We start from the raw sequence: 14,844 nt of genomic DNA on the forward strand, positions 1-14,844 counted from the left end.
GCACCCGGGAGGGTGTGGGAGAGTAGGACACCGCCGGACACAAATTCAGAGGAGCCCCGACCACCAGGTCGGGGCTCCCCGCATTTAACAACCAAAACCACAAGCCCCACCCCTTCAAACAACAAACCCCGCTAACCCACACACTCCAACACCGCTTCCACAACATGACTGCGCTGGTTATCCGTGCGAAAGACCAGGTACTCGGTGATGGGCTGGAGAGGGTCTGCGAAGTCGAGCAGCACCAGACGAGGATCGTCGTTGAATTCGTCCTCGGCAATCACACCAATTCCAAGGCCGGCGATGACGGCAGCGTGGACCGCTTCCCTGCTGTCCGTCTCAAGTACTTCTGTGGGTTGGAGGTGTGCGTCCGAGAGTGCCCGCTCGATGGATCTGCGCGTAACCGAGCCGATCTCACGGATGATCAATGGATGGGTTACCAGCTCACGGAGACGAATGACCTTTGCGCCGGCAAGGGCATGATCGTGTCTCACAAACGCCACCAGGTCCTGTGTGCCCAGTGCACGGGCAGTGAGGTCGGGGTGGGGTGTTTCATCAGCGATGATGCCCACCTCCACTGTTCCAGCGAGTACGCGTTGGCGGATTTCCGCAGAGTTACCGCTCACGAGTTGAATGCTGACTCCGGGATTCCGTCGGCGAAAGGTGCTGAGGACACCCACTGCGTTGATAGGTGCGTCTGTGCCGAAGCGCAGTTCGCCCTGCATGACGTTCCGTGCTTTGGCCAAGACGGCCTCGGCTTCCAGCTCAGCAGCGAACAAGGTGGATGTCACCTGAAGAAGCCTGCTTCCCAGCGGGGTCAGTTCAACCGATCTCCCTGCATGCTGCAGCAGGCGGACGCCGTGGTTCCTCTCAAGGAGACGAACCTGTTCCGACAGCGTCGGCTGGCTGACGTTCGCTGCTGCAGCAGCTGCCACGTAGCTGCCATAGGTGGCCACTTGGTGGAACGCCCTCAGGTGGGTGAGATTCATAGGCATGTCCTAAGTCTTCTATAGATGTGGATGGCTGTCCCTATGAGTTATCTTCTGAGCCAAGTACCGTCGTCGACGTGATGAATGAAGCCCACGTACTTGTTGTCGGCATAGACGGCGTCCGCTTTGACTCGCTTGGGGCAGCAGCCACCCCCGCCCTGGACCGGATTGCCAGGGAGGGCTTCCTGACGCCCATGCGCGTCCACGAGAAGAATGCAACGATCTCTGGCCCGGTGTGGGCCACGGTGGCCACGGGTGTGTATGCGGACCGGCATAGGGTGACGGGCAACAGCCACCACCCCGTCGAACTCAGCGCCTTTCAGGACTTCACCGAAGTTCTCCGCGCGGCCCGTCCTGAGTTGCAGACCATGATCGCCGCCAGTTGGCACCCTCTCGCGACCCGCACGGAATGCGGACCTCTCTTTTCCTCCCGGGGGTGGGTGCCGATGCCGGACCCCGAAGAAGCAAACGACGCCGACAGTTGGGTTCGTGCCGACGACGCCGTGGCGGAGTATGCGGCACGACGCTTGAAGACCGAGAACCTGGCCATCTCTTTCGTCTACTTTGGCGAGGCCGACGTCGAGGCCCATAACAACGGAACGGGCGCCGGATACATTTCGGCTATTGAACGGTGTGACTCCCGCCTGAACGCCTTGCTCGAAGCAATTGAGGCAAGGCCCAACCGGCACGATGAAGACTGGACCATCATTGTCCTCACCGACCACGGCCACCTCGATGCTGGCGGCCACGGCGGAGAGACCGATGTTGAACGAACCGCGTGGATGGCTGCCAGCGGCACAGGCCTGTCCTCAGGGAGCACAGCCGTGAACCACGCGGACATCTTTCCTCATACACTCGCCATCTTCGGCGTCGCAGCAAGGGGCTCCGACGGTGTACCTTTCGGAGCCAGACAAGAAGCACGGCACGAAACCCTCCAAGACCCCCGGCTGAACACAGCGCCAGCCAGCCCCCACAACGCAGCAGGCTCCCGTTGACCCTCACGGTAACGGCGGCCGTTCTCTTGGCGGCGGTCATGCACAGCGCGTGGAATGCCATTGCCAAGGCCATTCCGGACCGGCTCGCGTCATCCACCATGATTGCCGTGGCCTATGTGGCCTGTGGCGTCATCGGGGCTGCCGTCTTCGGGATTCCCCTGCAGCAGTCATGGCCATATGTGCTTGCTTCGGCAGTTCTCCAGACGTGTTATCTCATCCTGCTCACCACGTCCTACAAACATGGGGACTTCTCCCAGGTCTACCCGTTGGCCCGTGGTCTTGCCGTTCTCTTGGTCACCGGAATTGCCACGACATTCCTGGCGGAGAGGCTGAGCTTCTGGCAGTTGGCGGGCGTAGCTGTTGTTGCGGGTTCCCTGCTGAGCCTGGCCCTCGTAAGGCAAAACATGTCAGCCACCACAGACGGAAACCGCAAGGGTGCCTTCTTCGCTGTGCTCACGGGCGTGGCCATCGCGGCTTATACCTTGGTGGACGGTGTCGGAGTCCGGGTCTCAGGGCAGTCGATGGCCTATATATCGTGGCTGTTTCTGCTTCAAGGCCTACTGATTCCCGTGGTGTGCTGGCGTATGGCAAAGGACCGCCGCGCGTTCCCGCAACGGGTGGCACGGTACTGGAAGCCGGGCTTCATTGGCGGGTTGGTGTCCATGCTGGCCTATGGAATTGTGGTGTGGGCGCAGAGCCTGGCGCCTTTGGCCTTGGTGTCCGCCCTGCGAGAGACCAGTGTCCTTCTGGCAGGAATCATCGGTGCAGTGTTCTTCAAGGAAAAGTTCAGCCGGCTGCGTGGCGCCCTCACGGTGGTGGCGGTGGCCGGTATTGCCGCCATCCAGCTAGGTTAGATCGCCGCCGGAACGACGGCATGCTTAGCCCGAGAAGAACTCCGACAACTCCGAGATCAGTTTGTCCGGTGCCTTGTTGGGCCCGTCATGGCCGAATCCGGGGAGGATGGTGTAGCTGGATCCGGACAGGACGTCGTGGATCTGGCCACATGCGACACCGAAGTAGGCGGGGCTCTTTTCCCCCACCACAATGAGCGTTTCCAAGGGCAGTTCAAGGAACGGCTCGGCGGGCATGTCGGCTGCGATGACGGCCTTGATTTCCCGGACACCACAGGTCATCAGCTCGCGCATCTGTTTGCCCAGTGGTGTTCCAGCGGCCAGTTTGTTCGCCAAGGTGAGCATGGACAGGGGCATTCGTGCGAAGGCGCCGCCGGTCTCTACTCCCTTGATGAGGACGGCGAGGGCGCGATCGTAGTCTCCCGCCGCCGTCGCGCGTTCATAGTCGGGTGTCCAGTCGGCCTTGACGCTGTGGTTGACCGAGACGGCGGGGTCGTACACGGCGAGGCGCTCGACGGGCAGCGTCCGAGCCGCGTGCAGCGCGACGGCACCGCCGAAACTGTGCCCGAACACATCGGTGCTGGACGTGTGCTTCATGACAGTTTCCAGATCCCGGATGTCAGCTTCGAGCGTGTAATCCTCGGACTGCGGGGACGAATCACCGCGCCCCCGCCGGTTGAACGTGTGGACGGGGCGGCCAAGGGCCTCGCTGAGTTTCTGGGCGAATCGCGAGTAGTCGGTGGCTGTCACCATGGAGGCAGGAACGACGACGACTCCGGAGCCTGCCGCTGCCAGCTCACCGCCCGTGGTAAGTACTTCGAGGTGTCCGCCGTCGTGGGTCATGATGATGTCGCGCGTCATGACTCGAGCCTAACCGAGCCAGCTGACAGCAGGCAGCATGCGGGCCCGTATGTGGAAAAGCGGTCAGCGTTTGAAGTACTCCGAGATATCGGAAACGAGCTCGCTGACTGCGGCAGGGACCGAACCGTGGAAGCCCTTCGGGGAGACTTCCAGAGTGCTGCCGGGGACTGCCCTGTTCAGGCGCGCGGCTGTGACCTTGTAGAACTGCGGACTCTTCTTGCCCACCATGAAATGGGTGCCGGGTGGCAGGACGGAGAAGTCCCGCGGCGTATCAGCGGCGTCGAAGGCTGCCTTAAGTTCACCGACACCCGACGGCATGAGCTCGCGGAAAAGCCTGTTGACTTTGGTCCCCGAAACAACTGCCATGAGCCCGGCCAATATTGGCTCCGGGACCCGTGCCAGCGCAGTTCCGGGCTGCATGCCACGCTTCATCCGCGCCAAAGCCCGCCCAACATCGCCCCGATTGACGGACTCCGCGAATCCATCCAGCCAGGCGGTGTCCATGCTTCCGTCGATGTTCACTGCGGCGTCGTACACCGCGAGCTTGTCCGGTTGGTGGTGCGTGCCGGCGAATGCCTGGGCTGCGTTGAGGGCTACGGCGCCGCCCAGGCTGTGGCCCATGACGTTCCGGGCACCGGTTTCGTCCATGATGGTGCGGACATCGGCGATCTCCGTGGCCATGGAGTAGTTGGGCGGCTGCTCGGTTGACTGGCCCCGGCCTCGGCGATCGTACACATCCACGGCCCAGCCTTCGCCCAGCCCTTTGGACAAGGCAATGGAGAACGGTCGGTAAATCAGTGCGGTGAGGAACGCGCCGCCAATGAGCACCACTCGGCGTTCGCCGGGCGCGTCTTCGGTGCCGTAGCTGTACAAGGCGAGCCTGCCGCCGTCGTGCGTCTTGATGTGGCGTTCCTTCACCGGAACATCCTAGGTGGCACTGCTGGGTTCTTCCTTCACATGGTTCCCGGACAGGAATCGGGCGATGCGCGCAGCAAGGCGTTTCCCGGGCCGGAGCGGGCCTTCATGGAACTGCAGGGGCACAATCGCGAAGTCGATCGCGGGCACGGCCCCGGCCAGAATCCGGCCGGTCTCTGCGAAGTAGGACGGACTCCATCCACCGCTAAGCATGAGCGTGGGGGTGGACAGGTTCATGAAGTCGTGAAGGTGGGCGTCGGCGTCGAGAACGGCCCGCATTTCCGTAACGGCGGTGGGTAGGAGGGAACGCATCTCCAATCCCAGCCGGGTCCGGGCCGAGAGGACGCTGAGTGCACGGAGCGCACCCATCGGTAAGTAGGAAATCGGCCCGGCAGTTCCCAGGCCCTGCACCAGATGGGCCCATGCATGATCCAACTGGCCGGAGGTGACAGCGTCTTCGAGCTCGGGCCGCCACCGGCTGCTGAGGTTGCCGGACAGCGACACGGCGGCGTCGTAAGTGACCAGTTTGTTGATCCTGGCGCGGCGGGCGGCTTGCAGCGCCACAAAACCGCCATAACTGTGCGCCACGACGTCCGTGGAGCCGCTCTTCTCCATGACCGCTTGAAGGTCCGAGATCTCCGTGTCCACGGAATAGCCCGGTGGCTGCGGGGCGGAGTGCCCCCGACCGCGGCGGTTGTAGCTGTGAACCGGGCGCCCCAGCATGCCGCTCAGGGTCCGCGCGAACGGCCAGTACAGGGAATCGGTCACCAAGGTGCCGTGAACAAGCACGACGCCGGCTGGATCAGCCGGTGCTTTCGACCCCGGAATTGAAGTGCCGGACGCCGGCCGAAAGGTGTGCACCTCAAGCTGGCCGCCGCCGTCGTTCGTTTCAACCGTCCACGTTTCCACAGCCTGAGTCTATGCGTTTCCCTGATCTGGGCGCCCGGAAGTAAAGGCCCGTAATCACCGGTAAACTTAAGGACTGTGACTTCCGCAAACACCCCCGCCCAGAACACCTCCGCAGAGCCCATCGACGCCAGCGAGCAAATGCGCATCCGTATGGAGAAGCGCGCCAAGCTGATCGAGCGCGGCACCGAGGCCTATCCGGTGGGCGTGGAACGGACCCACTCCCTGAGCGAAATCCGCGAAAAGTACGCGCACCTGGAAGCCGATGAAACAACCGGCGATACTGTGGGCGTCACCGGCCGCGTGGTATTCGTCCGCAACACCGGCAAGCTGTGCTTCGCAACCCTCCAGGAGGGCGGCGTTGACGGCAAGGGCGTCCGGCTGCAGGCAATGCTGAGCCTGGCGAATGTCGGTGAGGAAGCGCTCGCCGATTGGAAGGCGCTGGTTGACCTTGGCGACCATGTTTTCATCAAGGGCGAGGTCATCTCGTCCCGCCGCGGTGAGCTGTCCGTCATGGCTGACTCCTGGTCCATGGCGTCCAAGGCCCTGCGTCCCCTGCCGGTCCTGCACGCGGAACTGAACGAGGAAACCCGTGTTCGCCAGCGCTATGTGGATCTCATGGTCCGCGACGAAGCCCGCGAAATGGTCTACAGGCGCGCAGCCATCACCCGCTCTGTTCGCGGCACCCTTGACCGCCACGGCTACGTGGAGGTGGAAACCCCCATTCTGCAGCTGGTCCACGGCGGCGCTACAGCCCGTCCGTTTGAGACGCACATGAATGCCTTCGACCAGAAGATGACGTTGCGCATCGCTACCGAGCTTTTCCTCAAGCGTGCCGTTGTTGGTGGCATTGACCGTGTGTATGACATGGGCCGCGTTTTCCGCAACGAAGGCGTGGACTCCACGCACAGCCCTGAATTCACCACGCTTGAATGCTACGAAGCCTGGGCGGACCAGTTCGTCATGGCTGAGCGCATGAAGGAAATCATCCTGAATGTGGCGGACGTGGTGGGTACGCGCACCATCCAAACGGATGCCGGCGAAATAAACCTCGACGGCGAATGGGCTTGGATTTCGGTGTACCCGGGTATTTCCGAAGCAGTGGGCGTTGAAATTACTCCGGACACCACGGTGGACGAGTTGCTGGCAATTGCTGCCAAGCACGAGGTCAAGGTGGACCCCAAATGGGACGCCGAGAAGATGGTTGTTGAACTGTTCGGCGAGATTGTGGAACCCACCCTGCTGAACCCCACTTTTGTCTACGACTACCCGCCTTCCGCCCAGCCGCTTGCCCGCCCGCACCGTGAGGACGGCCGGCTCATCGAGGCCTGGGACCTGATCATCGGCGGCATGGAGCGCGGTACGGCATTCTCCGAGCTCATTGATCCCGTGATCCAGCGCGAACGGCTTACAGAGCAGTCCCGACGCTCCGCGGCCGGCGACGAGGAAGCAATGCAGTTGGACGAGGACTTCCTCCGCGCCCTTGAATACGGTGCTCCGCCCATGGGTGGCATTGGGCTGGGCATTGACCGCCTGGTGATGCTTTTCACCGGTGCCGGTATCCGCGAAACCATCTTGTTCCCGTTGCTGAAGCCTGAGGGTCACTGATTATGGAGTACATCGCAGTCCTGGCGCCGTCCATTGTGGTGGGATTGATCTTCTGGTTTGCCATGAAGTCGATCTTCAATGCGGACAAATCGGAACGACAGGCCGAAGCCAAGGCGCAGGCCGAAGCGAATTTGAAAAATTCCGGACCTGCGTCCGAGGGTCCTGCAGCTAAATAGCCTTCCAATTGGCTTCCGCTAACAGAAGACAATCCAATTACGCTTTGACGCGCATGCTTGCCGTGAACGATAATCATCAAAGGAATCCGGGGAATTTCTGATTATCCAACCCTCCAAATGAGAGGCAACTCATGGCACAGAAAGTAAAAATCATCCTCGTCGATGACCTGGATGAAGGGGCTGCGGACGAGACTGTCCGTTTTGGCCTCGACGGCGTGAGCTACGAGATGGACCTGTCCACTGCCAACGCGGCCTCGCTGCGCAAGGCATTGGAGCCCTACGTCGCTAAGGCCAGGAAGACTTCTTCCGGCCGTGCAACCCGGGGCCGTGCGACAGCCGCACGTAACCAGGATTCCGCTCAAATCCGCCAGTGGGCCCGTGACAACGGCTACACCGTCAACAGCCGCGGACGTATTCAGGCTGAAATTCAGGAAGCGTACCAAAAGGCCAATTCCTGAATCACCGCTTCAATGCCCCGGCAGTCACTGCCGGGGCATTGGCATTTAAGCCGCCAGTTTTGCGGGCTCCCTCCAAGGCTTGGAATATCCTGTGAATCGCCGGGGTCGAGAAGGCCCGAATAGTGGGTACCAACAAAACGGCGGGCCCGGGCCCCCCAAAGTATTACCGGCCGGCCTTCGCCCGGTGCTCTCAGGCAAGGGGAAGAGGGTGCCACTGCAGGTGGGCAGCGGTCAAGGGCTGGAAGCCGATTTATTCCACAACCACGTCATGTTTCCCCTGTGGCGAACACGCCCCAAAAGTGTTGCTCCGGCACGTAGCATCAAAGTACGTCGTAGCTAGGAGTGTGGCGAAATGTTTGAGAGATTTACGGACCGTGCCCGTCGCGTGGTCGTCCTTGCCCAAGAAGAGGCACGGATGCTCAACCACAATTACATCGGTACCGAGCACATCCTCTTGGGTCTGATCCACGAGGGTGAAGGCGTTGCTGCCAAGGCGCTCGAGTCCCTGAGCATTTCGCTCGATGGCGTTCGCGAGCAAGTGCAGGAGATCATCGGCCAGGGCCAGCAAGCCCCGTCCGGTCACATCCCCTTCACCCCGCGCGCCAAAAAGGTGCTTGAGCTCTCGCTCCGCGAAGCACTGCAGCTCGGCCACAATTACATCGGAACTGAGCACATCCTGCTCGGCCTCATTCGCGAAGGCGAAGGCGTGGCCGCCCAGGTGCTGGTCAAGCTTGGTGCGGACCTGAACCGGGTCCGCCAGCAGGTCATCCAGCTGCTCTCCGGCTACCAGGGCAAGGAAACCGCAGGCAGCGGCTCGGGCCAGGGCCAGCCTGAAGGTACTCCTGCCGGATCGGTGGTGCTCGACCAGTTCGGACGCAACCTGACCCAGGCTGCCCGCGAGAACAAGCTCGATCCTGTGATCGGCCGCGAGCAGGAGATGGAACGCGTTATGCAGGTCCTCTCCCGCCGTACCAAGAACAACCCGGTCCTGATCGGTGAGCCCGGGGTCGGTAAGACTGCCGTCGTCGAAGGCCTCGCCCAGGCGATCGTTCGCGGTGATGTCCCGGAGACCATCAAGGACAAGCAGCTGTACACGCTTGACCTCGGTTCCCTGGTTGCCGGTTCCCGCTACCGCGGTGACTTCGAAGAGCGCCTGAAGAAGGTCCTCAAGGAAATCCGCACCCGCGGCGACATCATCCTCTTCATCGACGAGATCCACACCCTCGTTGGTGCAGGTGCTGCCGAAGGCGCCATCGATGCTGCGTCCATCCTGAAGCCGATGCTCGCCCGCGGTGAACTCCAGACCATTGGTGCCACCACGCTGGATGAGTACCGCAAGCACATTGAGAAGGACGCTGCTCTTGAGCGCCGCTTCCAGCCGATCCAGGTCAAGGAGCCTTCCGTCGCTCACGCGATCGAGATCCTTAAGGGCCTGCGTGACCGTTACGAGGCACACCACCGCGTGACGATTACCGACGGCGCCCTCGCCTCCGCTGCGCAGCTGGCCGAACGCTACATTTCGGACCGCTTCCTGCCGGACAAGGCGATCGACCTCATCGATGAAGCCGGCGCACGCCTGCGCATTCGCCGCATGACCGCTCCGCCGGAGCTCAAGGCCATGGACGAGCGCATCGCGGACGTGAAGATGGAGAAAGAATCCGCCATCGACGCCCAGGACTTTGAAGGCGCTGCCTCGCTGCGCGACAAGGAGCAGAAGCTCATTGCCGAACGCGCAGAGAAGGAACGTAACTGGAAGTCCGGCGGCATGGACGATATCTCCGAGGTTGACGAAGACCTGATCGCCGAAGTTCTTGCGAACTCCACGGGTATCCCGGTCTTCAAGCTCACCGAGGAAGAGTCCTCGCGCCTGCTCAAGATGGAAGACGAACTGCACAAGCGCGTCGTCGGCCAGAACGAGGCCATCAAGGCCCTGTCGCAGGCCATTCGCCGTACCCGTGCAGGCCTGAAAGACCCCAAGCGTCCCGGTGGCTCGTTCATCTTCGCCGGCCCCACCGGCGTCGGCAAGACCGAGCTTGCCAAGGCGCTTGCCGAGTTCCTGTTCGGTGAAGAGGACGCCCTCATCACGCTGGACATGTCCGAGTACTCCGAGAAGCACACGGTTTCGCGTCTCTTCGGTGCACCTCCGGGCTACGTCGGCTACGAAGAGGGTGGCCAGCTGACCGAGAAGGTTCGCCGCCGTCCGTTCTCCGTGGTCCTGTTCGATGAAGTGGAGAAGGCCCACGCGGATCTCTTCAACTCACTGCTGCAGATTCTGGAAGACGGCCGCTTGACCGACTCCCAGGGCCGCGTGGTGGACTTCAAGAACACCGTGATCATCATGACCACCAACCTTGGTACCCGCGATATTTCCAAGAGCGTGGCAACGGGCTTCCAGTCCGGCACGGACACCCAGACCGGCTACAACCGGATGCGTGCCCGGGTCACGGAAGAGCTTAAGCAGCACTTCCGTCCCGAGTTCCTCAACCGTGTTGACGACGTCGTGGTGTTCCCGCAGCTGACGCAGGACGAGATCATCGAGATCGTGGACCTGTTCGTCACCCGCTTGGAGCGCCGCCTCAAGGACAAGGACATGGGCATCGAGCTGACCCCCGCTGCCAAGGTTCTCTTGGCCACGCGTGGTTACGATCCCGCCATGGGTGCCCGGCCATTGCGCCGCACCATTCAGCGCGAGATCGAGGACCAGCTGTCCGAGAAGATCCTGTTCGGCGAACTCCACTCCGGCGACATCGTTGTGGTGGACGTTGATGGCGAAGGTGACGACGCCAAGTTCACGTTCGAAGGCAACGCCAAGCCGCGTATCCCGGAGATTGCTCCGACCGCGTAGTCGCTACAGCACTAAGCCCCGCCCGCTCCAACATAGAGCGGGCGGGGCTTTTGCGTGAACTCCGAAGAAGGGAAGTGGGACGGCATGCGCATACTCATGGTGACTCCGGGGACGCGGGGAGATGTCGCGCCGATGGCGGGGCTCGGTAGCCGCCTGCAGGGGCTGGGCTACGAGGTGGCCGTCGCGGCCAACCCGGCCTACGCGCCTCTTGTTGTTGAGTCGGGCTGCGAGTTCAGGCCGCTGCCCGGCGACCTGGCCGGATTGATCACGCAACCGGCCCCCGGTGCCAAAGCGTCATCCGGAAGCGTGCTCACCTTCTGGCGGAAGCTCACGGAATATATGGACAACGCTGCCACCGGCACGCTTGCTGCAGCCGAGGCCGGGGCCGACGTGATTCTGGCCAATTCGGTGGCACCCTATGCTTATGACATCGCGGATGCTCTGGGTATCCCGGCCATCGGCGCACATTTGCAGCCTATCGAGCCGAGCGCGGCGTATCCGCCTGTGATCATGAATTCGGCCCAAAGCCTTGGTGCGTGGGGAAACAAGATCATTGGTGAGCGCGCAGCTGCGGGCCCGGCTCCCTACGATGCGCCCAGCGCACGCCTTCGCAGAGAGCTGGGACTGGGCAAGGAAAGCCGTGCGGCCGGAGAGCGTCGGCGGAGGAAAGCGAAGGCGACCATCCTTCATGGCATCAGCCCCACCGTCCTGCCCCGGCCTGCTGATTGGCACTCCGGCCTGGTCATGGCAGGGTATTGGTGGCCCGCCGTCGAGCCGGACTGGCAGCCCTCCGCGGACCTTGTGGACTTCCTTACCGAAGGCCCGCCGCCCGTTTTCGTAGGCTTTGGAAGCAGTGCCCACATCGACCCCGCCTTCATCCTTGAGGCAACACGCCGTGCCGGAGTGCGGGCTGTTGTCCAGGGCGCTGAGGGTGGGTTGGGTGACGACGCCATCGCCGTCGGCAGCGTTCCGCATGAGTGGTTGTTCCCTCATATGGCGGCCGTGGTTCACCATGCCGGAGCGGGAACCGCGGCGGCGGGCCTCCGGGCGGGGGTGCCGGCCGTTGGCGTTCCGGTGTACACGGACCAGCCGCTCTGGGCTTCCCGCCTTGCCGCCCTCGGCGCCGGCCCTGCGCCGATCCCGTACAAGAAGCTCACCCCGGAGCGCCTCGGTGACGCAATCATGAAAGCCGTCAGCACGCCGTCGTACTCCCTGCGGGCAGCGGAGTTGGGGGCGGCCATCGCGAAAGAGGATGGCACCGTGGCTGTGGTCGGCGCCCTGAGGAACCTTTGACCTAGAGCCGAATATGTGAAAGTACTGTTTCACTGTGAGTGAACCAGTCTGTGATCGGCGGCACAATCCGTGTTGAATCGGATCATGGACTCTGCTGACACTCACACCCAGGGCGAGCAGCCCGAAACGCCATTTCACCACCTCGACCACTACCTCGCCATCCCGCGGGTCGGCGGCCTCACGCTGAGCCCCGATGGCAAGCGCCTGGTCACCACAGTCACCACGCTGAACGGCAAAGGAACTGAGTTCGCCACCGCACTCTGGGAAATCGACCCCAGCGGCCGGAACCAAGCCCGCCGCATCACCCGCAGCTCCAAGGGAGAGGCCGGTGCGGTCTTCGCCGCCAACGGCGACCTGTACTTTACGTCGGCGCGCCCTGATCCGGACAGCCCTGACGCCGACCCTGTAAATGCCCTTTGGCTGCTCCCCGCTGACGGAGGAGAGGCGCGGGTAGTGCATTCTCGTTCGGGTGGAATTGGTTCCGTCATGGCCGCGAAAGACGCCAACGCCACCTTCGTCAACGCTGAGGTCCTGGCCGGATCCGCGGATGAGGAGAACGACGAGGAGCGTCGCAAGGCACGCAAGGACAACAAGGTCTCGGCCATCCTGCACAGCGGCTACCCGATCCGCTACTGGGACGCCGACCTTGGCCCGGCCGAGCCGCGAATCTTCGCGGTGGAGCAGGGCGAGGAGAAGGAGACCGGCAAGCCGTCCACCATTGACTCCGCTGCGCCCCTCAAGCTCCGGAACCTGACGCCCGGCGTCGGCGGCTCGCTGCGTGAGGCCAAAACCGTGGTGAGCCCGGACGGCAGGACCATTTACACAAGCATGACCAAAGCGCTCGCGAAAGCCGACAGCCGCGAGGTGCTCGCCGCCGTCGACGTTGCCACCGGGACCGTCAAGGTGCTGCTGGACCACCAAGGCATGAGCTACTTCCCCGGGCCGGTGAGCCCGGACAACCGAACGCTGGTGGTGCAGAGCGAAAGCGACACCACGCCAACGCAGGCTCCCCACGTGAAACTGCACCTCTTGAACGTGGCGGGCGGCGAGACCACGGACCTTGAGCCGCTCGCACACCAGTGGGACCGTTGGGCAACGCCCCTCGCTTGGCTTCCGGACGGCACCGCGGTCCTGGTAACAGCAGACGACGACGGCGCGTCGCCGGTCTTCCGGATCGACGTCGCTGACGGTGCAGTCACCCGGGTGACAAAGGACGCTGCAGCCTACTCGGATGTGGTGATTTCTCCCGACGGAACCGAGGCGTATGCGCTCCGAAGCTCCTACGAGTTCCCCGCCGAAGCCGTGCGGATCAACCTGGCCACAGGAGAAACGGTCCGCCTGCAGGCACCTGCGGAGCGGCCCGTGTACAAAGGCCGGCTTGAGCGCGTGGATACGACAGCCGAAGATGGCTCGCGCGTTCCGGCGTACCTCGCGCTTCCGGAGGGCGCGTCCGCGGACAACCCGGCACCCCTCTTGCTGTGGATCCACGGCGGGCCGCTTGGCTCGTGGAACGCGTGGACGTGGCGTTGGAACCCATGGCTGCTGGTGGCCAAAGGCTATGCCGTGCTGCTGCCGGATCCTGCCCTTTCCACCGGCTACGGCCAGGAGTTCATCCAGCGCGGATGGGGCGAATGGGGCAGGAAGCCGTTCACGGACCTCATGGCCATCACCGACGCGGTGGTCGCGCGGCCGGACATCGACGAGTCCCGGACTGCGGCGATGGGTGGATCCTTCGGCGGCTACATGGCCAACTGGGTTGCCGGGCAAACCGACCGCTTCAAGGCAATCGTCACCCACGCCAGCCTGTGGGCGCTGGACCAGTTCGGCCCCACCACCGACGCTGCCCAGTACTGGCTCAAGGAGATGACCGTGGAAATGGCGATGGAAAATTCGCCGCACCTGAACGTGGGCAACATCAAAACGCCCATGCTGGTGATCCACGGCGACAAGGACTACCGCGTGCCCATCGGCGAAGGCCTTCGCCTCTGGTACGAGCTCCTGTCCTCCTCTCAACTGCCTGCTGACGATAACGGCCAGAGCCCGCACCGCTTCCTGTACTTCCCGGACGAGAACCACTGGGTGCTGCAGCCACAGCACGCGAAGGTCTGGTACGGCGTCGTGGAGAGCTTCCTGGCAAAGCAGGTGCTGGGCGAGGAGGTTTCTTTGCCGGAGGAGCTGGGAGTGTAGGTCGTTGCTGGCTGCGGCGCTGGACCTGCGCCATTCGCCGCGTGCTCGCTCTTTCCTCGCTTAGACGCACGCTATGCAAAAGTCTCAGGTCCAGCGCCTCGCGGGTGGGACTCGCTCACGTCCGGGTGTAAGTAACGGGGCGCATGGCATCTGTTTGCCTCGTTAGGATGGGGGAGTGGATTCGACCTTCAGCCTTCGCCCTGCCCGCACCAGTGATGTGGCGGCTATTAAGAGGCTTGTGGCGCCCTTGGCTGAGGAGCGGATTCTCATGGCCAAGGAGACTGTGGCGTATTACGAGAGCCTCCAGGAATTCCGGATTGCCGAGTCTGACGACGGTGAAGTCATTGGTTGCGGTGCCCTGCATGTGATGTGGGAAGACTTGGCCGAGATCCGCACGCTGGCCGCTGCTGACTCTTGGCGTGGGCGGGGGGTGGGGCATGTCTTGGTCGAAAACCTCTTGGAGGAAGCGCGGGCGCTTGGCGTGAGCCGCGTGTTCTGCCTGACGTTTGAAGTGGACTTCTTCAAGCGCCACGGATTCGAAGTCATGGCTGACCAGTCGGCCGTGGATCCGCAGGTGTACTCCGAGCTGCTGCGCTCGCATGACGAAGGCGTTGCCGAGTTCCTGGACCTTGCCCGCGTGAAGCCCAATACCTTGGGAAACACCCGCATGATCAAGCAGCTCTAGCAGCCTAAACAGCACTCTTACTGCCTTGGGCAGCGTCTATCCAGGCGCGTCGATCAAGCCTGCCCGATTATGAGTGAT

The 14,844-nt window shown here is 62.8% G+C and carries 13 protein-coding genes; 9 read left to right on the forward strand and 4 right to left on the reverse strand.

All coding sequences use genetic code 11. From position 1 onward, the window contains the following. Positions 1 to 131: 131 nt before the first annotated feature. Complete coding sequence (locus AC1RJY_RS17070; RefSeq protein WP_498602804.1) at positions 132 to 992, reverse strand: LysR substrate-binding domain-containing protein; 861 nt, start codon at positions 990 to 992, stop codon at positions 132 to 134. A gap of 74 nt (positions 993 to 1,066) precedes the next feature. On the opposite strand from AC1RJY_RS17070, the gene AC1RJY_RS17075 reads away from it, so the two are divergent. Continuing rightward, positions 1,067 to 1,981 (forward strand): alkaline phosphatase family protein, encoded by a 915-nt coding sequence (locus AC1RJY_RS17075; RefSeq protein ID WP_498602906.1) that lies wholly within the window; start codon positions 1,067 to 1,069, stop codon positions 1,979 to 1,981. Next, entirely contained in the window at positions 1,978 to 2,835 is an 858-nt protein-coding gene (locus AC1RJY_RS17080) for an EamA family transporter (protein ID WP_498602805.1), read from the forward strand. The genes AC1RJY_RS17075 and AC1RJY_RS17080 overlap by 4 nt, the downstream gene beginning before the upstream one ends. A 24-nt stretch (positions 2,836 to 2,859) precedes the next feature. Here AC1RJY_RS17080 and AC1RJY_RS17085 read toward each other — a convergent pair whose 3' ends face one another. From AC1RJY_RS17085 to AC1RJY_RS17095, 3 genes are all read right to left on the reverse strand, one after another. After that, the gene (locus AC1RJY_RS17085; RefSeq protein WP_011772931.1) at positions 2,860 to 3,693 is read right to left on the reverse strand and encodes an alpha/beta fold hydrolase; all 834 of its coding nucleotides are present in this window, start codon (positions 3,691 to 3,693) and stop codon (positions 2,860 to 2,862) included. 63 nt (positions 3,694 to 3,756) lie between these two features. Continuing rightward, entirely contained in the window at positions 3,757 to 4,611 is an 855-nt protein-coding gene (locus tag AC1RJY_RS17090; RefSeq protein ID WP_210065116.1) for an alpha/beta fold hydrolase, read from the reverse strand. Between the two features lie 9 nt (positions 4,612 to 4,620). Continuing rightward, positions 4,621 to 5,517, reverse strand: a complete 897-nt coding sequence (locus tag AC1RJY_RS17095) for an alpha/beta fold hydrolase (protein ID WP_498602806.1) — start codon at positions 5,515 to 5,517, stop codon at positions 4,621 to 4,623. A 75-nt stretch (positions 5,518 to 5,592) separates the two neighbouring features. Here AC1RJY_RS17095 and lysS point away from each other — a divergent pair, with 75 nt between their 5' ends. The 7 genes from lysS to AC1RJY_RS17130 all read left to right on the forward strand — a co-directional run bounded on the left by lysS (position 5,593) and on the right by AC1RJY_RS17130 (position 14,766). After that, complete coding sequence (gene lysS / locus AC1RJY_RS17100; RefSeq protein WP_498602807.1) at positions 5,593 to 7,122, forward strand: lysine--tRNA ligase; 1,530 nt, start codon at positions 5,593 to 5,595, stop codon at positions 7,120 to 7,122. Positions 7,123 to 7,124: 2 nt separating this feature from the next. Next, positions 7,125 to 7,298 (forward strand): hypothetical protein, encoded by a 174-nt coding sequence (locus AC1RJY_RS17105; RefSeq protein ID WP_011772935.1) that lies wholly within the window; start codon positions 7,125 to 7,127, stop codon positions 7,296 to 7,298. A gap of 131 nt (positions 7,299 to 7,429) precedes the next feature. After that, positions 7,430 to 7,756 carry a histone-like nucleoid-structuring protein Lsr2 gene (locus tag AC1RJY_RS17110; protein ID WP_014920382.1) on the forward strand — a complete coding sequence of 109 codons (327 nt, stop codon included), beginning with the start codon at positions 7,430 to 7,432 and terminating at the stop codon, positions 7,754 to 7,756. Positions 7,757 to 8,108: 352 nt separating this feature from the next. Next, complete coding sequence (locus AC1RJY_RS17115; RefSeq protein WP_011772937.1) at positions 8,109 to 10,601, forward strand: ATP-dependent Clp protease ATP-binding subunit; 2,493 nt, start codon at positions 8,109 to 8,111, stop codon at positions 10,599 to 10,601. Between the two features lie 84 nt (positions 10,602 to 10,685). Further along, positions 10,686 to 11,894 (forward strand): glycosyltransferase, encoded by a 1,209-nt coding sequence (locus AC1RJY_RS17120; RefSeq protein ID WP_498602907.1) that lies wholly within the window; start codon positions 10,686 to 10,688, stop codon positions 11,892 to 11,894. An 84-nt stretch (positions 11,895 to 11,978) separates the two neighbouring features. Beyond that, positions 11,979 to 14,081, forward strand: coding sequence for a S9 family peptidase (locus tag AC1RJY_RS17125; protein ID WP_498602808.1), 2,103 nt, complete (start codon positions 11,979 to 11,981; stop codon positions 14,079 to 14,081). A gap of 175 nt (positions 14,082 to 14,256) precedes the next feature. Beyond that, positions 14,257 to 14,766, forward strand: coding sequence for an amino-acid N-acetyltransferase (locus AC1RJY_RS17130; protein ID WP_011772940.1), 510 nt, complete (start codon positions 14,257 to 14,259; stop codon positions 14,764 to 14,766). Positions 14,767 to 14,844: the final 78 nt, after the last annotated feature.

Source organism: Arthrobacter sp. GW822-FHT05G07 (genome assembly GCF_058799755.1).